This is a genomic window from Paraburkholderia solitsugae, from assembly GCF_013177695.1.
Classification (GTDB): Bacteria; Pseudomonadota; Gammaproteobacteria; order Burkholderiales; family Burkholderiaceae; genus Paraburkholderia; species Paraburkholderia solitsugae.
In genome coordinates, this window is record NZ_WOEY01000058.1 from 130,104 (window position 1) to 150,218 (window position 20,115).

20 protein-coding genes are annotated in these 20,115 nt (G+C 61.6%); 9 read left to right on the forward strand and 11 right to left on the reverse strand.

The features are described 5' to 3' along the window. The first annotated feature begins 14 nt into the window (after positions 1-14). The 3 genes from GNZ12_RS14615 to GNZ12_RS14625 all read left to right on the forward strand — a co-directional run bounded on the left by GNZ12_RS14615 (position 15) and on the right by GNZ12_RS14625 (position 3,405). Positions 15-1,175, forward strand: coding sequence for an HlyD family secretion protein (locus GNZ12_RS14615; protein ID WP_172310986.1), 1,161 nt, complete (start codon positions 15-17; stop codon positions 1,173-1,175). 73 nt (positions 1,176-1,248) lie between these two features. Next, positions 1,249-2,805 (forward strand): DHA2 family efflux MFS transporter permease subunit, encoded by a 1,557-nt coding sequence (locus GNZ12_RS14620; protein ID WP_172310987.1) that lies wholly within the window; start codon positions 1,249-1,251, stop codon positions 2,803-2,805. An 87-nt stretch (positions 2,806-2,892) separates the two neighbouring features. Continuing rightward, a complete protein-coding gene (locus GNZ12_RS14625; protein ID WP_172310988.1) occupies positions 2,893-3,405 on the forward strand; it encodes a DUF302 domain-containing protein in 513 nt (170 codons plus the stop codon). A gap of 22 nt (positions 3,406-3,427) precedes the next feature. Here the strand turns inward: GNZ12_RS14625 and GNZ12_RS14630 are convergent, their stop codons facing one another. Continuing rightward, positions 3,428-4,123, reverse strand: coding sequence for a TetR/AcrR family transcriptional regulator (locus tag GNZ12_RS14630; RefSeq protein ID WP_235993729.1), 696 nt, complete (start codon positions 4,121-4,123; stop codon positions 3,428-3,430). Between the two features lie 319 nt (positions 4,124-4,442). Between GNZ12_RS14630 and GNZ12_RS14635 the strand changes: the two genes are divergently transcribed. The 4 genes from GNZ12_RS14635 (at position 4,443) to GNZ12_RS14650 (ending at position 9,222) form a co-directional block, all read left to right on the forward strand. After that, the gene (locus tag GNZ12_RS14635) at positions 4,443-5,207 is read left to right on the forward strand and encodes an enoyl-CoA hydratase/isomerase family protein (protein ID WP_172310990.1); all 765 of its coding nucleotides are present in this window, start codon (positions 4,443-4,445) and stop codon (positions 5,205-5,207) included. A gap of 2 nt (positions 5,208-5,209) precedes the next feature. Next, positions 5,210-6,445 carry a CaiB/BaiF CoA transferase family protein gene (locus tag GNZ12_RS14640; RefSeq protein WP_172310991.1) on the forward strand — a complete coding sequence of 412 codons (1,236 nt, stop codon included), beginning with the start codon at positions 5,210-5,212 and terminating at the stop codon, positions 6,443-6,445. Further along, a complete protein-coding gene (gene fahA, locus GNZ12_RS14645; RefSeq protein ID WP_172311011.1) occupies positions 6,429-7,769 on the forward strand; it encodes a fumarylacetoacetase in 1,341 nt (446 codons plus the stop codon). Before GNZ12_RS14640 ends, fahA begins: the two co-directional genes overlap by 17 nt. A 91-nt stretch (positions 7,770-7,860) precedes the next feature. Next, positions 7,861-9,222, forward strand: a complete 1,362-nt coding sequence (locus GNZ12_RS14650; protein ID WP_172310992.1) for an MFS transporter — start codon at positions 7,861-7,863, stop codon at positions 9,220-9,222. A 106-nt stretch (positions 9,223-9,328) separates the two neighbouring features. Here the strand turns inward: GNZ12_RS14650 and GNZ12_RS14655 are convergent, their stop codons facing one another. From GNZ12_RS14655 to GNZ12_RS14685, 7 genes are all read right to left on the reverse strand, one after another. Then, positions 9,329-10,240, reverse strand: a complete 912-nt coding sequence (locus GNZ12_RS14655; protein ID WP_172310993.1) for a LysR family transcriptional regulator — start codon at positions 10,238-10,240, stop codon at positions 9,329-9,331. A 59-nt stretch (positions 10,241-10,299) separates the two neighbouring features. Then, on the reverse strand, positions 10,300-11,088 hold the full coding sequence (locus GNZ12_RS14660; RefSeq protein ID WP_172310994.1) for an enoyl-CoA hydratase/isomerase family protein: 789 nt from the start codon (positions 11,086-11,088) through the stop codon (positions 10,300-10,302). 29 nt (positions 11,089-11,117) lie between these two features. After that, positions 11,118-12,011 carry an alpha/beta hydrolase gene (locus GNZ12_RS14665; protein WP_172310995.1) on the reverse strand — a complete coding sequence of 298 codons (894 nt, stop codon included), beginning with the start codon at positions 12,009-12,011 and terminating at the stop codon, positions 11,118-11,120. Between the two features lie 33 nt (positions 12,012-12,044). Continuing rightward, the gene (locus tag GNZ12_RS14670) at positions 12,045-13,217 is read right to left on the reverse strand and encodes an alpha/beta fold hydrolase (protein WP_172310996.1); all 1,173 of its coding nucleotides are present in this window, start codon (positions 13,215-13,217) and stop codon (positions 12,045-12,047) included. 28 nt (positions 13,218-13,245) lie between these two features. Next, complete coding sequence (locus GNZ12_RS14675) at positions 13,246-13,956, reverse strand: flavin reductase family protein (RefSeq protein WP_172310997.1); 711 nt, start codon at positions 13,954-13,956, stop codon at positions 13,246-13,248. Between the two features lie 35 nt (positions 13,957-13,991). Then, complete coding sequence (locus GNZ12_RS14680; protein ID WP_172310998.1) at positions 13,992-14,444, reverse strand: MaoC family dehydratase; 453 nt, start codon at positions 14,442-14,444, stop codon at positions 13,992-13,994. A 234-nt stretch (positions 14,445-14,678) separates the two neighbouring features. Next, positions 14,679-15,182, reverse strand: coding sequence for a tautomerase family protein (locus tag GNZ12_RS14685; RefSeq protein ID WP_172310999.1), 504 nt, complete (start codon positions 15,180-15,182; stop codon positions 14,679-14,681). Between the two features lie 500 nt (positions 15,183-15,682). Between GNZ12_RS14685 and GNZ12_RS14690 the strand changes: the two genes are divergently transcribed. Continuing rightward, a complete protein-coding gene (locus GNZ12_RS14690; protein WP_172311000.1) occupies positions 15,683-16,699 on the forward strand; it encodes a helix-turn-helix domain-containing protein in 1,017 nt (338 codons plus the stop codon). Between the two features lie 55 nt (positions 16,700-16,754). On the opposite strand, the gene GNZ12_RS14695 is transcribed toward GNZ12_RS14690, so the two are convergent. From GNZ12_RS14695 to GNZ12_RS14705, 3 genes are all read right to left on the reverse strand, one after another. Beyond that, complete coding sequence (locus GNZ12_RS14695) at positions 16,755-17,150, reverse strand: VOC family protein (RefSeq protein WP_172311001.1); 396 nt, start codon at positions 17,148-17,150, stop codon at positions 16,755-16,757. A gap of 92 nt (positions 17,151-17,242) precedes the next feature. Next, positions 17,243-17,596, reverse strand: a complete 354-nt coding sequence (locus tag GNZ12_RS14700; protein WP_172311002.1) for a nuclear transport factor 2 family protein — start codon at positions 17,594-17,596, stop codon at positions 17,243-17,245. A gap of 70 nt (positions 17,597-17,666) precedes the next feature. Beyond that, on the reverse strand, positions 17,667-18,104 hold the full coding sequence (locus GNZ12_RS14705; RefSeq protein ID WP_172311003.1) for a cupin domain-containing protein: 438 nt from the start codon (positions 18,102-18,104) through the stop codon (positions 17,667-17,669). Positions 18,105-18,683: 579 nt separating this feature from the next. Here GNZ12_RS14705 and GNZ12_RS14710 point away from each other — a divergent pair. Then, positions 18,684-20,115: peroxidase family protein (locus tag GNZ12_RS14710; protein ID WP_328806004.1), on the forward strand; the 1,432-nt coding region annotated here is incomplete at its 3' end.

The following is a 20,115-nucleotide window of genomic DNA, read 5'->3' on the forward strand; positions in this document are numbered from 1 at the left end:
TATTGGAGCTACACATGAACGCACCTCAGTCATCATCGGATAAAGAGCCGGAAAAGAAGCCCGGCAAACGCAAACTCCTGCTTTCGCTGCTTGCTGCCTCGCTTGCGATCGCGGGCGCTGCGTACGGCACTTTCTATTTCCTCGACGCCCGTCATCACGTGGATACCGACGACGCCTATGTCAACGGCAACGTCGTGCAAATCACGCCGCAGATCACGGGGACCGTCATCGGCGTCAATGCGGACAACACGCAAATCGTCAGGAAGGGCGAACCGATCGTCCAGATCGATCCCGCGGACGCCAGGATCGCATTGCAACAGGCCGAGGCCAATCTGGGCCAAACCGTTCGCAGAGTCCATGGGCTCTATGCCGACGATGACCGATATCGCGCGGATATCGCTGAACGCCAGTCGGATCTTTCGAAGGCCCAGGACGATCTGCGGCGCCGGCTTTCCACGGGCATGACGGGGGCGGTGTCGGACGAGGAAATCTCACATGCACGTGACGCCGTCAGCTCGGCTCAGGCTGCGCTTGAGGCGGCCCGGCAGCAGCTTGGCGCCAATCGCGCGCTGACGGCCAACACGTCGGTCGAAAAGCATCCGGACGTACTGGCTAGCGCCGCTCACGTTCGCGACGCCTACCTGGCTTATGCGCGCACCACGTTGCCGGCCCCCGTGACCGGATATATCGCGCAGCGCTCGGTTCAGGTCGGCCAGCGCGTGTCGCCCGGCGCATCGCTGATGTCCGTGGTGCCGCTCGAGCAGGTCTGGGTCGATGCGAACTTCAAGGAGTGGCAGCTTCGTCACATCCGGGTTGGACAACCTGTCGAGTTGACGGCCGACGTCTACGGCGCCTCCGTCGTCTATCACGGCAAGGTAGTGGGCTTTACGCCGGGCACCGGATCGGCACTGGCGTTGTTGCCGGCGCAGAACGCGACAGGTAACTGGATCAAGGTGGTGCAGCGACTGCCGGTGCGCATCGAGATTCCACCCGCGGAACTGGAGAAGCATCCGCTGCGTGTGGGCTTGTCGATGAACGTGGATGTCAACGTCAAGGACCCCGCCGGTGCCCAACTCGGGACTGAGTCTACGTCGACCTATAAGACGGACGTCTTCGCCAAGTACGGCGACGAGGCCGATGCCGCGATCGCGCGGATCATCGCCGAAAACGAATGACCTCCGCTCATTGGACCGCGGCACGCGAGAGACGCCGCGCCTTTCTTGCCCGACACAGGATAGCCGTATCACCATGACCACCAACCATCCAACTCACCCGCCGCTGACCGGGGCGACGCTCGCCCTGGGCTCCCTGAGCGTTGGCCTCGCGGGCTTTATGACCGTGCTCGACTCGTCGATCGCCAACGTCGCCATTCCAACCATTTCCGGCAACCTCGGCGTATCGGTCGACGAAGGCACGTGGGTCATCACCGTCTTTGCCGCTGCGAATGCCATCGCGATCCCGTTGACGGGCTGGCTGACGCAGAGGCTGGGGCAGGTCCGGCTGTTCGTCGGCTCGATCTTGTTGTTCGTGTTCGCGTCCTGGCTGTGCGGCATTGCGCCGACCTTGCCTATCCTGTTGCTTGCGCGCGCCCTGCAGGGGGCCGTTGCCGGGCCGCTCATCCCGATGTCGCAAGCGTTGCTGCTCAGTTCGTGGCCCAAGGCGAAATCCTCGCTGGCACTCGCGCTGTTCTCGATGATTGTGGTGACCGGGCCGATTGTCGGGCCGTCGCTCGGCGGCTGGGTGACGGACAGCTATAGCTGGTCGTGGATCTTCTATATCAACATCCCGGTCGGGCTGTTCTCTGCCGCGATGGTCTGGATGCTCTACCGCAAGCGCGATACACCGGCCAGAAAACTGCCAATCGACGTTGTCGGGCTGCTGCTGCTGATCGTCTGGGTCGCGTCGCTTCAGGTGATGCTGGACAAGGGCAAGGATCTCGACTGGTTCTCGTCGAGCACGATTGTCGTGCTGGCTATCGTCGCCGCAGTCGGTCTCGCGGCATTCATTATCTGGGAGCTGACGGAGAAGAATCCGATCGTCGACTTGACGCTGTTCAAGCAGCGCAACTTCCTTGGAGGCACCATTTCGATTGCCATTGCGTATGGCATCTTCTTCGGAACGTTGGTGCTGCTTCCGCAGTGGATGCAGGAATACCTGGGATACCGGGCTGTCGACGCGGGGCTCGCCACGGCGCCGCTGGGCATTTTCGCGGTGATCGGCGCACCCATCATGGGCAAGATCCTGCCGCGTTCCGATGCGCGCATCATCGGCACGTTCGCATTCATCGGATTCGCGATTGTCTACTTCATGCGTACGTTTTTCTATACCGACATCAGCGAGGGATACATCATCCTGCCGACCCTGCTGCAGGGTATTCCGATGGCGCTGTTCTTCGCTCCGCTTACCGTGATCATTCTGTCAGGACAGCCACCCGAAAAGGTGCCGGCCGCAGCCGGACTGTCCACCTTCGGACGCGTGTTCTTCGGCGGTATCGGTACGTCGCTGGCGAACGTCGTGTGGAATAACCGAACGATCCTGCATCACGAGATCCTGACGCAGCAGTCCAGCCCGACCAACCCGATCTTCAATGCGCAGATGAACACCTACCATTCGGTGCTTGGTCTGGGACAAGGCGCTTCGTATGCGTTGTTCGATCAGACGGTGCAGGCGCAGGCAGCGATGTTGGGGCTGAATGACGTGTTTTATGGAGCCGCGATCATCATGATCATCATCATTCCGCTTGTCTGGATCACCAAGCCAGGCAAGGCGGGTGGCTCAAGCGATGCCGCCGCGGCTGCGCACTGAAGGATGGCTGGGCGATGGGAATGTGGAGCACACTTATCGGCCCAGTTTATAGCGTATTAACCCAATCCGATTTCGAAGGAGTTCAAAATGAAGACATCTGAAACCCAAAGACAAATAGTTCGCGTCACGATCGATGCCGACGTCACTTTTGAAAGCTTTGTTAAAAGCTTTCAGGAAAGACTTGGGCAATTCGATCAGGCAGCCGTTGCCGCCCTGGCAGGGCAGCCTCGCGAAGCAGCGGCCGCGATTCAAGGCATGGAGGGCGACCAGGGGTTGATGATCTTTTTTACGCTTGACCACGGTCGTGCGCTCACAATGGTCGGGCAAAGCAGGAAGGTTATCCGGTTCATATTGGGAAACCCACTGGTCGCGATACAGATGACCAGGCACGACGTACGTGCTGGCCAGTATGTTCCGTTAACGCTGATTGCTTATGAAGAGGAGGAGAATCGCGTTCGCATCGAGTATGACCAGCCATCGTCCCTTCTCGATGTTTGCGAAAATGCAGAAGTCGACGAAACAGCACGCGGCCTCGATAAAAAGCTTCTCCTGGTCGTGGAGCACGCGATCAACGATGCCTCCCAGGTCCAACGACGTTAGCGCCTGCGAATCTACCGCCTGCCTACACCTCGGTTTTGGCGGGGGTGGCAGGAAGACGAATCCACGCTTCAAGGTGCGACGGGCCGGCAGCAACGGCACTCAGAAACATGCAGATCGAAAAATGGATCATCTGATCGATACGCACGGAATAACCGATTTGCGGTGCTCGACCGGAGAGAATCAACGTGGCGAGCCCGTGCTCCATGCTCCAGGCCGCGTGGGTGACTAGCGGAAGAGATCGCTTTTGCCAGCCGCTTTCCACCGCGGCATCCTGAACCGATGATGCAAACAGGTTGAACGATTTCGTGCCTGCTTCGACGAGTTCCGGATAATTATCGCGAACGATGAGGCGCGGCCCGACCATCAAGTCGAAAAGTCCTTTGTGCTGCTGTGCGAATTCGACATACGTGCGCATCATCCGGTATGCCTTCGCCATCGCAGATTCGTCGCACGCCTCTATCGTAGATCGCAAGGCGGCAAGTTCCAGGAATCCATCGGCTGCAATCGCGGCCAGCAGACCCTCCTTGCCAGCAAAATGTCGAGAGGGTGCAGCTTCTGATACGCCTACCGCGCGGGCGAGATACCTCAAACTCAGCTCGTGGGCGCCAATCTCCTCCAATGCCGTACGGCCCTCGGCAATCAGGGCATGACGAAGATTCCCATGGTGGTACGGCACAGCAGTCCCGCTTGAGGGTTTCGGACTCACGGTATTGGTCAAAGGTTGTCGAAGGCAACAATTATAGGCGTGCGAATTCCGCGCGCGCAACGCATCTGTCTGTCTGACTGCCATGCCAACCAGAAAATGAACTGCCTCGTGACGGTGATGTGGACGGTATGAAGTTGTTCGGGAATTCCCTGATTTCGCTCTAAGTTAACACCGTTATCATTGTCTCACGTTGGGTCGTTTTTGAGTCCCCTGGCGACAACATCTGATCCTTCTGCTGGGCGGAGCGAGCTTCGTCCCTATCTTAGATGTGTTCGCTTTTATTTCAACCAAAATGCCTGGCATTGTGCCGGGCACTCATCCTGGACGAGAAATGAGCACTGTCGTGTTTGAAAAGGACGGCGCGGTTGGCGTCGTTACGATGTCGAAGCCGCCCCATAACCTGATCGAGAGTCACTTCCTGAAGGATCTGCTGGACGCTTACAGCAAGGCCGTCAACGAGGGTTGCCGCTCGATTCTGCTGCGCAGCGCAATGCGGCACTTCTGCGCAGGGGCGGATGTGGCGGGCTTCACCGGAGGGCAGGCCCGGCGAGACCAGGCGGGGCTGGACGCTTTGCTTGATGCGCTCGAAAACGTGCCGCTTCCCGCTGTCGCCGCTGTGCACGGTGCAGCGCTTGGCGGCGGTTTCGAACTGGCATTGACCTGCGACATGATCGTGGCAGCCGACACGGCCTTCTTCGGCATGGCGGAAGCGTCGCTGGGCCTGATCCCGCTGCTCGGTGGTGTGCAGCGTGTCGTGCAGCGCGTCGGCCCCGCACGTGCGAAAGAAATGGCGATGTTCGGCCGCCGCCACAGTCCGGTAGCACTGGAACGTTGGGGGGCGATCAATCTTGTTGTCGAGGAGTCCGAGTTGCCTGCGGTGGCAATGTCGTGGGCAAGACAACTCGCGGCGGGCCCCACGGTCGCGCTACGCGCCATCAAGACCCTGGCCAACCTGTCGGCACGTCACGGAATTGCCGGCGCAGACGCCCAGCAGACGGACATGAACAGCATGATGTGGGCGAGCGCTGATCAGAAGCGCGGTCTTAGCGCCTTCATGAAGACCGGACCCGGCTCGGCAGTATTTGAGGGGAATTGATCATGGGTGCTCCGCTTGAAGGATTGAAGGTCGTAGATTTCACACGGGTGCTCGCCGGCCCGCTTTGCACGAAGACGTTGCGCGACCTGGGCGCCGACGTGACCAAGATCGAGCCGCCCGGCGGCGATTCCGGACGGGGTGGTGTGCCGTTCATCGGCACCATGTCGGTCTACTATGCGCAGCAGAATGCAGGCAAGCGCAACCTGAGTCTCGATCTGAACTGGCCCGAGGCGCGTGCGATCGTGACCGATCTGTGCCGCGAGGCCGACATCATTGTCGAAAACTTCCGTCCCGGTACGCTCGCGCGTTTTGGCCTCGGCTATGAGCAGGTTCGCGAGTTCAATCCCGCCGTCATCTATGTCTCAATGAGCGGCTACGGTCAGACGGGTCCGTGGCGCAACCGGCCCGCGTTCGCCCCGACAGTGCAGGCTGAGACCGGTCTCACCGATATTCTGCGCGAACACTACGAGCACGGCCCGGATGAAGTCAGGAACGACGCGTGCAGTCACGCGGACGTGTACACCGGGCTGCACGGCGCCATCGCCGTCCTCGCCGCGCTTCAGCACCGAAGCCAGACGGGTGAGGGGCAGCACGTCGACGTCTCGATGGCCGCGACCATGCTGGCAGTCAATGAGCGGGCGGGCGCGCAGTTGTCGGGTATCGACACGAACGGCGAGCCGCCCGCATTGAGCGCGCCGGAGTCTCATATCTTCCGGCTGCCCGACGGCCGCCAGGTGACGATTGCCGCGAGCCCGATCTACTCACCGATGTTCGTTCGCTATTGCGCGATGATGCGGCGCACGGATCTTCTGCAGGACCCGCGTTTCTCCACCGCGCTGCTGCGTCGGGAGAATCTCGATGTGCTGCTCGATGAAATCCGGACTTGGATCATGACGTTCAACGATCTCGATGAACTGCAGGCACAAGTGAGCGAGCAGGGTCTGGCGATCGGTGTGGTTCGCACGACGCAGGAAATTGCGGAGTCCGAATGGGCGGAAGACTGGGGTGCCATCGTGGAAGTCGACGATCGTTCCGGCGGAACGATGCGCATGCCTGGCCCACCGTGGCGCTTCAGCACGGCCACCTTGCCGCCGCCGGGTATCCCTGCTTTTCAGGGGGAACACAATGTTGAACTGCTTGCCGAAAGGAACGTTGATCCTGCGTTTATTCAGGAGCTTCGGGAACGTCGGGTTCTGCTGAGCCGCCGTGGTATCCGCGAGGATTTCGATGCGCCTTGATCACACTCATGATGCCTCAGCGAAGAGCTGGCTCGAATCGGCAAACCGGAATGACACGCCGTTCCCATTGCAGAACCTGCCATTTGGTGTGTTTCGCCGTGCGGGGACGGAGGAGGGGTTTCGCGGCGGAGTTGCGCTTGGAGATCGGGTGATCGATCTCGGTGCGTTGACCGACGCAGGTGCATTCGACGGGCTCGCCGCCGAGGCGGCGCGAGCCTGTGCGCGACCGAGCCTGAATGAATTTTTCGGCTTGGGGCCAGTCGCATGGCGGGCGTTAAGGCACGCGCTTTTCGCCTTGTTCAAGATGGGGGACACAAGTCGGCGTGTTGGGCCCGGGATTGACATACTCGAGAAGTGTCTGGTTGCTCAGTCAGAGGTGGAATATGGCGTGCCCGCGCAGATTGGCGACTACACCGATTTCTATACGTCGATTGATCACGCGCGGAACATCGTTAAGCTGCTCCGCCCGGACGGTGTGGTGTCGCCTAATTTCCATTGGATGCCAATTGCTTACCACGGCCGAGTGTCGAGCATCGGTCTATCGGGCCAACGGGTGCGGAGGCCGTTTGGTCAGCGCTTGACGGCCGGAAACCAGGTGCCCGAGGTCGGGACGTGCGCCAAGCTTGACTACGAACTGGAGCTAGGCATTTTCATCGGGACCGGGAACGAGAAGGGAACGCAGATATCGGTGGAGTCGGCGGAAGAGCATGTGTTCGGACTTTGTTTGCTAAACGATTGGTCCGCTCGCGACATTCAGTCGTGGGAATCGGCTCCGCTGGGTCCCTTTCTGGCAAAGAACTTCGCAACGACGCTTTCGCCATGGATTGTCACGATGGAAGCGCTCGCTCCATTTCGTGCGCAATGGACGCGCCCCGAGAGTGATCCGCAGCCGCTTCCCTACCTGTCCTCGCCTGAAACGTATGCGTCTGGTGCGATCGATATTCAGCTCGAGGTGGCGCTTGAGACTGGGGACACCCGGCGAAACGGCATGCCACCGACGCGGCTCACGCACACGAGCTTTCGTCATCAGTATTGGACCATCGCGCAGATGGTGGCCCATCACACTGTTGGCGGATGCAATCTTCGCAGCGGCGATCTGCTAGGCAGCGGAACGATCTCTGGTCCGACCCGAAGAGAGGCTGGTGCACTGATCGAGCTCACCGAAGCCGGTGAGTCGCCCATCAAGTTACCGAATGGCGAAGCTCGCTCATTCCTCGAAGACGGCGACGTAGTGGTGATGACTGGCTGGTGCGAGCGTCCCGGTTACGCACGGATTGGCTTTGGAGAAAATCGCGGAGAAGTCGTGCCAGCGAAGTGGGCGTGACAGTGCTCGGGCCTCGATCGAAAGATCGGGGCGACTGAAACTTTGGGAGAACCGGCGCAAGAACTGGGAGCCCATAATTGGAGACGATCTGATGAGCGCGTTGTTCGAAACAGAAGTGTTAGAGGCAGACACCGACTCGCGCCGGTTGTTGCGCAAGGCCTATTTGACTTCTGAGTGGCGAATCATCCCTCTTCTGTTTGCCTTATGGATGCTCGCGTGGGTGGACAGGGCGAACGTGGCGTTTGCAAAGCTGCAAATGCTATCGGACCTGCATTTTAGCGAAACGGCATACGGTCTTGGAGCGGGGCTGTTTTTCCTTGGATATGTCTTTTTTTCTGTTCCAAGTTCAATCGTTCAGCAACGCATGGGTGCAAGACTGGTCATATCGATGATTGCTATCGGCTGGGGCACGGCGAGTATCGCCATGATGTTCGTCAAGTCTGTAGGAATGTTTTATGCCATCCGCTTTCTGCTTGGCGTCTTCGAGGCTGGGTTCTACCCAGGCGTCATTCTATATTTCAACCAGTGGTTTCCAACGAAGCGGCGCACGCGAAACTTCAGCATTTTCCATTCTGCGGCAGTTTGCTCGACAGTCGCTGTGAGCTTGAGCGGCGGCGTCGTGCTCGAGTATATGAGCGGTATGTGGGGGTTGGCTGGATGGCGATGGATGTTTCTCTTGCAAGCCATTCCGACAGTTCTGCTCGGAGGGGTGGCGCTCTTTGTCCTTCCGGATGGGCCCGCTACCGCGCGTTGGCTCTCGGACGCCGAGCGACGTCTGATTCTGGACGATTTCGCGCGGGACCGGAATCATGCTGTACCGCCCGCGGAAAGCTCGTCTCCCCTGATGGCCAACCCGATGCTCTGGCTGCTCGCGGGAATCTATTTCTGCATCCTCGCTGCAAATACCGCCTTAGGCTTCTATACACCGACGATCCTGCGCGAAGCTGGCTTCGGAGGCTATAGCGCGATCGGCAACGCGGTCGCTGCGATATGTGTGCTGGGTGCAATCGGCAACATTGCGTTTTCTACATTCGCGAGCCGTTATCGAGACGTTCGGTGGCATTGCGCAATCGCTGCGCTGGTCACGCTCACAAGTGTCCTGATGCTGGTTCTTGTCTGGCATAGCAGCCGGCCGGCCACTTTTGTGACGCTGGTGTTCGGGATAGCCGGGACCGGTGCTGGGGTCTCGCTCTTCTGGCAACTCCCTGCGCGGTTCATGCGCGAAAATACGCTTGCATTCGGTGTGCCGATCATCAGCTCTGTGGCCAACATTGCAGGATTTTTGACTCCCTGGATGACGGGGTATCTTCGCGATGCGACGGGCAGCTATGCCAGCGGATTTATTGCCGCAGCCGGGGTTGAGGTCATTGCCGTAGTCGCACTCATCATTGGCATTCCGCTGGTCGCGCGCAAACAGCAGTCCGTGCGTGAGAGCTGTTCCCGATGCAGCTGAACAGGAACTCAAAATGGCGTGTAGAAAACGCCGTGAGTTAGGCCCACGCTGTTCATCAAGCTAGCGACCCCAACTGGAAGGGCGCTCAATGGATGCCGAATGAACGTCACCGGCGTCTCAGGTGTTCGTTCTGCTCGAACAGCTCGATGATCCAGTCGATGAACACCCGCACTTTGGCGCTCAGGTAGCGGTTCGGCGCGTAGATCACGTGCACGGGGGTGGCCTGCGGCTGCCAGTCCACGAGTAGCGGCACGAGTGTCCCGGCGGCGATCGCGCCGCGCACCGAGTACGTCGGCGCCTGGATTATCCCGAGGCTCGCGAGGCCCGCGGCCAGATACGCATTCGTATCATCCACGACGAGCCGGTGATTCAGCGCGAGATCACCTTTCTGATCGTTGTGGGAGAACTGGAACGACAGTGCCCGGCCGCCGCGCGACGGGGTCATGCCGACGGTCGGCAGATCGCGTAACTGGTCCGGCGCTGCAGGCGTGCCGTGGGCGTCGAGAAACGCGGGCGTTGCGCATGTCGTGAAGCCGAAGCTGCCGATCTGCCGTGCGACCAGGAACTGCTCGTCGACTTCACCGGCGCGGATCGCGCAGTCGATGCCCTCGGTCATCAGGTCGGTGCGCCTGTTGCCGAGGTCGAGGTCGATGCCGATATCCGGATAGGCGCGGTAGAAGTCCGCGAGTGCGGGCACTAGCACGAGCGTACCGATGGCAGTCGGGACATCGACGTGGATCCCGCCCGAGGGTTTCCTCTGCGCATGCGTGGTGGTCGATTCGATGTCGGCCAAGTCCGCGAGCAGGCGCATGACGCGCTCGTAGTAGATCGCACCTTCTGGTGTGACTGTCACGGAGCGCGTCGTGCGGTGCAGCAGGCGAACCTTCAGATCTGCCTCGAGGTTCTGGATGAGCCGCGTCACCGTCGCCTTCGGCACGTCGAGGGTGTCGGCCGCCTTCACGAACGTCCCGGCTTCGACCACACGGACGAATGCGTTCATTGCTGCAATGCGGTCCATGATGCGCGGCTCCATTCGATGGGAGAGACGCCATTAGACCGCAATCCCGCTGCGTGCTGCTAGTGCCCGTTGAAATCCATCGCCGGGCGCGGGCGGCCCGCGTTCAGCGCGTCGACTGCGGAGCGGATCCCGCGCCGCGCGTCGTCAGTGTCGAACAGCGGCATCGCGATGTCGAACATTGCTTCGTCCGCTGCCGCGACGCCGCCAACCGCCCATGCGCGCAGCAACGCCTTATGTGCGGCATAGGCCCGAGTGGGGCCGCGTGCGACCTTGCGCGCGAAATCGGCTGATTCCTTCAGCAGGTCCGCGTCGGCGACCACTCGGTTCACGAGGCCGAAGCGTTCCATCGTCGCGGCAGGGACTTTTTCCGATGTCAGCGCCCACTCGGACGCGCGCGAGCGGCCCGCGCGCTCCGCGACCCGGTAGATGCCGCCGAGCACGGTGACGATCCCGAGCGTCTGTTCAGGATGCCCAAACGTCGCGGATTCGGCCGCGAAGATCACGTCCGCGCGCAGCGCAAGTTCGAGGCCGCCGCCGAAACACAGACCCTGCACCGCGGCGACGACCGGCAGCGGCAGGTGCTCGAAGCGATTGAACACGGACAGGTAATGGGCGAAGCGGGCACGCAGTTCGCGCACGCTCGCATCGGGCCAGGTCATGATGTCGCCGCCGAACGAGAAGTTTTCGCCTTCGCTGCGCACGAGCACCGCGCGCGCGTCGCTGCGCTCGATCGCGGTGACGGCCGCGGCCAGTTCGTCGACCATCTGGTCGTCGATGCGATTCTGCGGAGGGCGGTCGAGGACGATCGTCGCGAGGCCATCGTCGAAGCTGACAGTCAGGTGAGACATGGGGAAATCCTTTGTCGTGAAAGTGGTCGTTAGCCAAGGTGCTGCCTGAACCACTCGACTGCGGCTTCACTGGAAAGCCGGAATTGCGACAGATACGGATCGAAGTGGCCGCCTTCGATCGTCACGAGGCGCTTGGGCTGCAGCGCGCGTTCGTAGGCTGCGAGTTCGAGGTCGGTCAGCGTGATCGCGTCGCGCATGGCGACCACCATCAGGAGTGGCGTCGGCGATACGCGCGCGATCCAGTGGCCGGGCTCGTACATGCGCGCGGCGCGTGTCGAGCGGACCGTCACGTTGTTTTCCCACGCGCCGTCCGGCAGCGGCTGCAGATAGAAGCCGATCGCGTCCTTCGCGCGATACGACGCGGGGATCGCGGGGTCGGCACTGACGATCGCCTGACGCCGGGGCGGCTCGCCGCGCAATTGTGCGCGATCGTCGTCGGCGAACGCTTCTTCGATCGCCGCAACGTTCTCCGGCGCAATGCGGCGTAGCCCCTGTTCGTAGCCGCTGATCGTGGGCACCTGCGCGACGACGCAGCGCAGGCGCCGCTCGGTCGCGCCGAGCACGATCGCATGGCCGCCCGCATAGCTCGTGCCCCACAGGCCGATACGAGCCGGATCGACGACGTCGAGACTTTCGAGGAAGCTGATGGCGCGTCGCCAGTCCGCGATCTGACGCCACGGATCGATGTCGTGGCGCGGCGTGCCTTCGCTCGCGCCGAAGCCGCGATGATCGTGCAGCAGCACGACGAAGCCGGCTTCGGCGAAAGCGCGCGCGAACGGCTCGAGCGCGTGCTCCTTCACGCCGGCGTAGCCGTGCGCCATGGTGATCGCGGGTCGCCGTCCCTCGCCGGGCGGAACGAAGAGCCAGCCGCGCAGCTTGACGCCGCCGTCCACTTCGAATTCCACGTCGGTACGTTTTATCATTTCAATCTCCTGGATTTTGCATGGGCGCGCGAATCACGCGCCGCGATAGAAGAAGCTCGCGTCGAGCTGCCCTTGCAGGACGCGGCCGAGTTCGGCCGAGAATTTCAGCGCGCCGCCGAGCGGGCGATGATGGATAGCCACGTGAACGATCTTGCCTAGCGCGTTCTTGGTCAGCACCGTGATCCCGCGCATCTGCTCGCCACCGAATGCCCGTACTTCCCATTCGAGGTAGTTGCGCGGGTCGTTGTGCGCTTCGTGCGTGAATGAGAGCGCCTCATAGATCTTGCTCGCCGCGGTCATTACGGTCTTGACCTGATCGCTGCCGACGACCGGCTTTGCGAGCGCGCTCGCTTCGAGCACGACGTTCGGGTCAAACGCATCGGCGAACGCGTCCGCGGACTTGCGCTCGAACGCGCGGGTCCAGCCTTGCGGCGCGACCGGCACGACCGGCGTATGCGAGGCCAGTTCGAGGTTCGCGAGAAACGATCCGACGCTGCGCGCGACCGCGTCAGGTTGCTCGACGTGAGCCCAGTGGCCCGCGCGCTCGATCGACACGACGCTCGGCGCTTCGAAGCGCGGCGTCACGCCCGACGAGATCAGTTGGGCGGTGACGAATGCGTCGCCGGCGCCGCGGATGATCAACACGGGGCCACGGTATCGCGCAGGTTCGGCGCCCGACGGATGGCCGTTGTTCCACAGATCGGCGAGGGTGCCGACCGCTGCGGCGTCGACGCGGTCGCCTAGCTGGCCGAGATGTTCGAGTTGCGGGTCGCTGAGCTTCACCGACAGGTTGCGGCGCAACTCGCGCTGCGCGACAGGATTGCCGCCGAGCGCATGGAAAGTGCGCATCGCGTCGTCGGGCAGGCCCGTGCCGCGTAGCGGCACCGGTGTCAACAGCACGAGGCCGCGGACCCGCTCGTCTAACCGTTGGGCGACGAGTTCGGCGATCTGTGCGCCCATGCTGTGCCCGACGAGCACGACCGGCCGCGACAGCGCGCGGACCTGCGTCGTGACGTCCGCCGCGAAGCGCTCGAGGCTGTACGGGCCGGGTTCGCCGGCGCGCGCGCCCATTCCGGGAAGATCGACGCGCAGCGCGCCGGCCGCGCGATCGCCCAGGTGCCGGGCGAGATCGTCCCACGCGGCGGCGCCGTCGAGGAAGCCGTGGATGAACACCAGCGCGGGCTGGGTCGGATGAGTCGGATTCATGCGTATGCCCTCTTGAGTCGTTCGGAAATCAGCGCGTCGGGCCGGATGCGGACCAGTTCGCGGCGTCGATCGGCGAGTAGCCGTCGTCGAACCCGTCGAGCCGGCCGATTCTCGCGTTCTGCAGCAGCGTGAGCACCTGTGAGTCGAGCGGCGTCGTGAACGCGTTCTGCACCACCGTGTATTCGGCGGCGAGGCGGCCGACCGCCTGCAGACCGGCGGTGTCGATGCGGCCGCGATCGAGGTAGAGGTCGTCGCGGATCTGGAAGCGGAGCACTTCGCCGAACACCACGTGGTCGTTCTGGTCGCCGATCGGGATGATCCGGTCGACCTTGCATTCGAAAGCGATCGGCGCCGCTGCCACGCGCGGCGGACGAACGGTCAGCGACGCGGCCTTCTTGAGGCCGACCGCGTCGAACTCGTCGACCTCGGACGGGAATTCGAACGCAGTGCGGTGCATCGCGTCCGCGAGCTCGAGGCTCACGATGTTGACGACGAATTCGCCGGTGTCGCGGATGTTGACGAACGTGTCCTTCAGCGTGACGCCGTCGGAGCGCGGTTGCATCGAGATCGATACCATCGGCGGCTTGCGGCCGACCGCGGTGAAGAACGAGATCGGCGCGAGATTCGCGACGCCGTCTTTGGAGAGCGTGCTGACCCATGCAATTGCGCGCGGCAGGATCGAGCCAATCAGCAGTTTGTAGTTCGCGCTGGCGTCCTGAGTCGAGGGATCGACGATCACGATAAGTCTCCTGGAAATGTATTTGGTGTTCGGTGTCAGGCGAGGCGGCGCGCGACGATCAGCTTTGCGCTCAGGTTCTGCACGATTTCGCCATGCTGATTGATCGTTCTGGAGCGCAGCACCAGCATTCCACGATCAGTGCGCGAGCGAGACGGGGTCAGCTCCGCGACTTCGCTTTCGACGTGCAGCACGTCGCCGGGGCGCGTCGGCATCTTCCATTCGATCTCGGCGCCGGCGCCGAGCACGCCGTTGGCCAGCTTCGGGCCATCGGAGACGAGTAGACGCATCGTGATGGCTGCGGTATGCCAGCCACTCGCGGCGAGTCCGCCGAACATCGTGTCGCGCGCGGCTTCATCGTCGAGATGGAACGGTTGCGGATCGAACTCCGCGGCGAACCGTTTGATATCAGCAGCGCTGACTTCATACGAATCGGTGGTGAAGGTGTCGCCGACCTTGAGGTCGTCGAAATAGAGCGTCTCCTGACTCATGATCGTGTCCTTTGAAGCTGGGGATGGCGGGCCGGCCGACCGATTTCGTTCGCTGTCCCGTGGGTGTTGCGACTACTTTAGGAAATGTCTCGGAGAGGAGAAAGAGAGCACGGGTGAATGCATCATTTCAATTTCATCAATTATCGGTGCGGCTGACGGTAAGCTGCGGAGATACCGCGGTTCATGCGACAACCGGCTTTGATGCGTCGTCTCCGGGGTTGCCGCAGACTTTGTTTACTTTTCTACGGTATAGGGAACATCGATACGGGGGCGGGCGGCCACGGCTTGTTCCATAGCGTCGATGCGTTCGCTGTCGAGCTGCAAGGTATGCGCGGTGAACGCGGTGGTCCAGGTCTGCCCGTCGATACTCCAGGTCCCGCTAGGAATCTCCTCGATAATGCAAAATACGCGTGGGCCGCTGTCGTCACCCTTCGTTCCGTCGACTTCAAGGATTGTGTCGGTTAGTTCGCGGGCGAGACTGTCGATCCGCTTTTGATCCATGAAGCCGGCCATGACCCGAACATTGACGCGATAAATGTTCTGCTTGGGAGTTTTTCCGGCGACAGTGATGTGATGTTGGGGGCGTTCGTCGAGATAGACCCAGGCGACGGACGCGGATGTCTCGTTAACTTCGATTCCTTCCCAACGAAGCGCGATGGACCACAGCTTCGCCGAGAGCCTGCTTTGAGCCTCTGTGTTCAGTGAACCTTGCGCAAAAGTAACATCCATAAGTGGCATGACCAGTACTCCTGAGATTGAAGGGCGGGTGTATCAAGAATTGCCTCGCGCCTGGGCTGGTGAGGCATCTCACTTCACCCCATGGCGCGCTTCGGCCCTCTGGGTCGCTAGTGCGGAACCCGCGCGGGTCGATGCATTCAAGGTATCAGTCGGGGCGGCGTGCTGTTTGCATTTCCGTGCACGGAAAATTAGCGTATAGCGCACGCGCTGTCTTCGCCGAAGACCGGCAGAGGGCAAGGCGCGCGGTGGCTAGCACGCCTCGCGAGGTTGCGAAATACCCGTGCGCGTAAGGTCAACTCCTTTTGCACGATGGAGCAAGGGTGGGGCTGCAACGAGAACCATAATGGGGATAGTGCGGTCGCTCAGGTAATACCGGAGTACGGCTGATACGCGCAGGTCTGGCAGGTGTGCGATGCAGCAAACCCGAGCGGATGAAGCTAGCATCACGCGCAGGGCCGGGTCATTGCGTGTACCCTCGAAAAATGGCGCAAGCGTCTCCCATGGAAGAGGCGCTGAGATTGGAGGCAGACTTGCAAAACGCTTTCACCGAATGGTCGATCGATGGGGTTCCCACGAACGATCGCACGGACGCCTGGCAGGATGTGCTGAGTCACAGCTACAGGGAGTGGCAGGTTCCGCAACGGTTGCCTGCGACGTTCTATGCGAGTGTGAAGCAACACGACTTCGCCGGCGCCGGGATTGTTGAAACGATATGTGACCCTTGTATCGGACAACGGACACGCGCTCAGGTACGGCATGACGATGATCTGTACGTGGGTGTCCAACTGACCACGGGCGGCCGTGAGCGCTTCAGGATTGGCGATTCCGGGGTGGAGGTGACATCGGGCGACCTCGTTGTATGGACGACCGATCAGGAGGTGCAGTTCGAAGTGCTTGAGCGGCTGCACAAGGTGACGCTGATGATCCCCTGGTCATTGATGCGGGAGCGTTTGCCGGAGCGCAAGCAGCCACCATCGGGCGGCAAGATCGAAAGCCGTACGGGCGTTGGCTCGCTGCTGGCGGTCCACCTGCTGGCACTGTCGAACCAGATCGACAGCCTCGACCAGCGTGTTCAGGCTTCTGTGAGCCGGTCCACGCTCGAACTTCTTGGCATTGCCCTCTCGGGCCAGCAGCCCTCGGCGACGTTCGATGCGGGTGCGGCGATGCTGCGGCGCGTGAAGGACTTCATCCTGCAGCACCTGCATGAGGAAGATCTGAATCCAACGCGCATCGCAGAGGCGAACAATATCTCGCTGCGCTACCTGCATATGCTGTTCCAGCGCAGCGAGATGACCGTCTCCGGATTTATCCTGGACAGTCGTCTGCACGTATGCAAAGAGGCGCTGATTGATCCCGCCTTCCAGCGCCTGCAAATTTCCGAGATCGCGTTCCGGTGGGGCTTCAATTCGCTAAGCCATTTCTGCCGGACCTTCCGGCAGCGGTATGGCGCCTCGCCCGGCGACGTGCGCCGCGCAGCGCCGAGTAGCACTGTGGGCTCGGGCGCGGACGTTGTCTGATTCTGACGCTGACACGCGGCGGTGGCGCGCCTGACTCGTCACCGCGCCGCATCACTCACACGTAGTGCCCTGAGCGCTCCAGCACCTCGATCTTGTAGCCGTCGGGGTCCTGGATGAAGAAAAAGCGCGCGAGCATCTCGTCGCCACGTTTGAATTCCTTCACCGCGGTCGGGTTGATACCCAGTCCCGCCATCCGCTCGTGCTCAGATTCGACGTCTGCTACGGCGACCGCGACGTGCCCGTAGCCATCGCCATGCGTGTAGGCTGGCTCGCGACCCTTGTTCCACGTGAGCTCTATTTCGAAGTCGTTCTCTTCGTTGCGCAGATACACGAGCGAGAAGTCGCGGAAGTCCAGACGGTGACTGGTCGAGAGTCCGAGCGCATCCTTGTAGAACTGCAACGACCGGTCAAGGTCGTGAACACGGATCATGGAGTGAATGATCTTGGCCAATTTTTTCTTCCAGAAATAGTAATCCTATATAAAACCTAAGATCGGACCTGTCCGAACCGTCCCTGCTGCCTGCTGCCTGCTGCGAGCGGCGCTTAGCCTGAGAAGGAGGTGAAGGTCTGGACCGCGATCTTTCCATCCTTGATGACAAGCGTATCGGTTGCAAGCGTCACCCAGGGCTTCGCCTCCCACGCCAGATAGGCGACAACGCCCGCCGTGCTCTTGCTCGTGATCTTGAATGCGGGCCAGAATCCGGGATCGGCGCTCTCGATGAACGCCTTGAAGAAGGCGCGGATCTCCGCGCTGCCACGATAGGTCTTGTCCGGCGTGATGATCGTCGAGCTGTCGTCGTAGTCTTTCAGAAGCTCGTCCAGACCTTGAGCGAACGCGCCGAGATGGTGGTCGAACACCTGCTGGGTGGCACCGTCGATCGGTGCTGAATGGGTCATGTTCAATGTCTCCAAAACCGGTTGCAGATCCCGCAGACAGGCTGTTGCGGGCGTTCGGCTCAGCGCGGGCTTAACCCGCGTAGGCGCGCTGCGCTTCGTCCCACGTCACGACGACGATCGGCGTGCCGTCTTCCTTGATGAATGACAGCGGGCCTAGGAACGTCATGTAGAACTCGCTGTCGACGGGGAAATACGTCTTGTCGTGCCGCGCGTTCGCGGATTCGTAGCCGTATGCGGGTGCGACAACGGTGTCACCACCGTGCTCGGCGCCGCCGCGGACATCCATGCGGCCTTTCATCAGAAGATATTCGCCGGGCCCGACATGGAAGTGGGCATTAAAGGAGGAGCCGGCCGGGCAGTCGAAAATCGCCGTCCAGGCACCCATCTCCGGCGAGGCGTGCAGCATCTTCCAGCGGATGCCGCCATGGGAAAGCGCATCGGGGAACGCCTTCCAGGGGATATCGTTCAGTTGAACAGCTTCTTCGCGGACCTTCGGCTTGATTTCCATCATCGTCTCCTTTGATATCGTCGCTCCCCCAAAAGGGGCGGCAGGTTTTGCGGGGGTGAGACAACGATATCGCCGACAGCCCAGGCAGCGCTTGCCCGATAGCGCAGGTCCGCTTGCCTGCTAGTGCACGGAGAGTGATGGGCGCATTCAGGGAACCAGGCAGGCCGGCGCCTGGAAGCGAGTCAGAAGGTGACGCGGCAACGGCGTCCGGAATCGACCCGGTACACGGACCACCAATAAGTGCCAGAAAGCGGTTAACTATAAATATCAAACGCGCCTGTCACGTCATAGTCGTGATCTATCAATAGCATTGCAAAAATCGCATTCTGTTAATGGCCACTCTTACCTATATTTTTAGGTGCGGTAGGTCTGCCGACGCGCGCCGTCCTGGTCCAATGCACGCCACGACATCCGTTATCGAACGAACACCATGCGCGTCGGGTGACAGCAGTAGCACATCAGAAAGAGCCCACCCTGTGTTTTTCCGGCACCCCGCCGGCGCGGGATCGGCGATCCACCGTAGAAAGCCAGATGCCGTAGAAGAACAGGTGGTGGGTACATCCCTCAAGGAGATAGCGAATGTCAGACGAAGCAAAGTGCCCGTTCAACCATGCCGCCGGCGGCGGCACGACGAACCGTGACTGGTGGCCCAAGCAGCTGCGGGTGGACCTGCTCAGCCAGCACTCCAGCAAGTCCAACCCGTTGGACAACAGCTTCAACTACGCCGAGGCTTTCAGAAGCCTTGATTTCGCTGCGGTGAAGAAGGACCTCGCGGCGCTGATGACCGATTCGCAGGACTGGTGGCCGGCAGACTTCGGCCACTACGGTCCGTTTTTCATCCGCATGGCCTGGCACAGTGCCGGCACGTACCGCATCGGCGACGGCCGTGGCGGTGCCGGACGCGGTCAGCAGCGTTTCGCGCCGCTCAACAGCTGGCCGGACAACGTCAGCCTCGACAAGGCTCGCCGCCTGCTCTGGCCGATCAAACAGAAGTACGGCCAGAAGCTTTCCTGGGCCGACCTGTTGATTCTCACCGGCAACGTCGCGCTCGAGACCATGGGCTTCAAGACCTTCGGCTTCGGCGGCGGTCGCGAGGACACCTGGGAGCCGGACCAGGACGTCTACTGGGGCGACGAAAAGACCTGGCTGGGCGGCGACGTCCGGTATGGCAAGGGTGCAGCCGGCAAAGACGAAGGCGTGATCGTGGGGGACCAGGCGTTGCACGGCGGCGAGGTCAGCCGCGACGACAACGGACGTAACCTGGAAAATCCGCTGGGCGCCGTCCAGATGGGCCTGATCTATGTCAACCCGGAAGGTCCGGACGGCAATCCCGACCCGCTCGCCGCGGCAGTGGATATCCGTGAAACCTTCGCGCGCATGGCCATGAACGACGAGGAGACGGTCGCGCTGATCGCCGGTGGCCACGCCTTTGGCAAGACGCACGGTGCCGGTCCTGCCGACCACGTGGGGCCGCCACCGGAAGGCGGCAGCCTCGAGGACCAGGGGCTGGGCTGGAAGAGCAGCTTTGGCACTGGCCACGGCGGCGACACGATCTCCAGCGGTCTGGAAGTCACCTGGAGCACCACGCCGACGAAGTGGGGCAACGGTTACCTGGAGAACCTGTTCAAGTACGACTGGGAACTGACCAAGAGCCCCGCCGGTGCCAACCAATGGGTCGCCAAAGGTGCCGGCGAAACGATCCCGCACGCTCACGATTCCTCGAAGAACGTGCAGCCGACGATGCTCACCACCGACCTCTCGTTGCGCTTCGATCCCGCTTACGAGAAGATTTCGCGGCGTTTTCTGGCGAATCCCGACCAGCTCGCCGATGCCTTCGCCCGTGCATGGTTCAAGCTGACCCACCGCGACATGGGGCCGCGCGCCCGCTACCTTGGCCCGGAAGTGCCGGCCGAACAGTTGCTCTGGCAAGACCCCATCCCGGCGGTCGACCACCCGCTGGTCGATGCGCAGGATATCGCTGCACTCAAGCAGAAGATCCTGGCCTCCGGAC

Bases quoted from the DNA above. Each gene is read 5' to 3' on its own strand.
- GNZ12_RS14625 (WP_172310988.1), top strand. From the start codon at position 2,893: ATGAAGACATCTGAAACCCAAAGACAAATAGTTCGCGTCACGATCGAT.
- GNZ12_RS14670 (WP_172310996.1), bottom strand. From the start codon at position 13,217: ATGAATCCGACTCATCCGACCCAGCCCGCGCTGGTGTTCATCCACGGC.
- GNZ12_RS14660 (WP_172310994.1), bottom strand. From the start codon at position 11,088: ATGTCTCACCTGACTGTCAGCTTCGACGATGGCCTCGCGACGATCGTC.
- GNZ12_RS14685 (WP_172310999.1), bottom strand. From the start codon at position 15,182: ATGCCACTTATGGATGTTACTTTTGCGCAAGGTTCACTGAACACAGAG.
- GNZ12_RS14705 (WP_172311003.1), bottom strand. From the start codon at position 18,104: ATGGAAATCAAGCCGAAGGTCCGCGAAGAAGCTGTTCAACTGAACGAT.
- GNZ12_RS14690 (WP_172311000.1), top strand. From the start codon at position 15,683: ATGGAAGAGGCGCTGAGATTGGAGGCAGACTTGCAAAACGCTTTCACC.
- GNZ12_RS14680 (WP_172310998.1), bottom strand. From the start codon at position 14,444: ATGAGTCAGGAGACGCTCTATTTCGACGACCTCAAGGTCGGCGACACC.
- GNZ12_RS14635 (WP_172310990.1), top strand. From the start codon at position 4,443: ATGAGCACTGTCGTGTTTGAAAAGGACGGCGCGGTTGGCGTCGTTACG.
- GNZ12_RS14620 (WP_172310987.1), top strand. From the start codon at position 1,249: ATGACCACCAACCATCCAACTCACCCGCCGCTGACCGGGGCGACGCTC.
- GNZ12_RS14650 (WP_172310992.1), top strand. From the start codon at position 7,861: ATGAGCGCGTTGTTCGAAACAGAAGTGTTAGAGGCAGACACCGACTCG.
- GNZ12_RS14700 (WP_172311002.1), bottom strand. From the start codon at position 17,596: ATGACCCATTCAGCACCGATCGACGGTGCCACCCAGCAGGTGTTCGAC.
- GNZ12_RS14640 (WP_172310991.1), top strand. From the start codon at position 5,210: ATGGGTGCTCCGCTTGAAGGATTGAAGGTCGTAGATTTCACACGGGTG.
- GNZ12_RS14665 (WP_172310995.1), bottom strand. From the start codon at position 12,011: ATGATAAAACGTACCGACGTGGAATTCGAAGTGGACGGCGGCGTCAAG.
- GNZ12_RS14615 (WP_172310986.1), top strand. From the start codon at position 15: ATGAACGCACCTCAGTCATCATCGGATAAAGAGCCGGAAAAGAAGCCC.
- GNZ12_RS14655 (WP_172310993.1), bottom strand. From the start codon at position 10,240: ATGGACCGCATTGCAGCAATGAACGCATTCGTCCGTGTGGTCGAAGCC.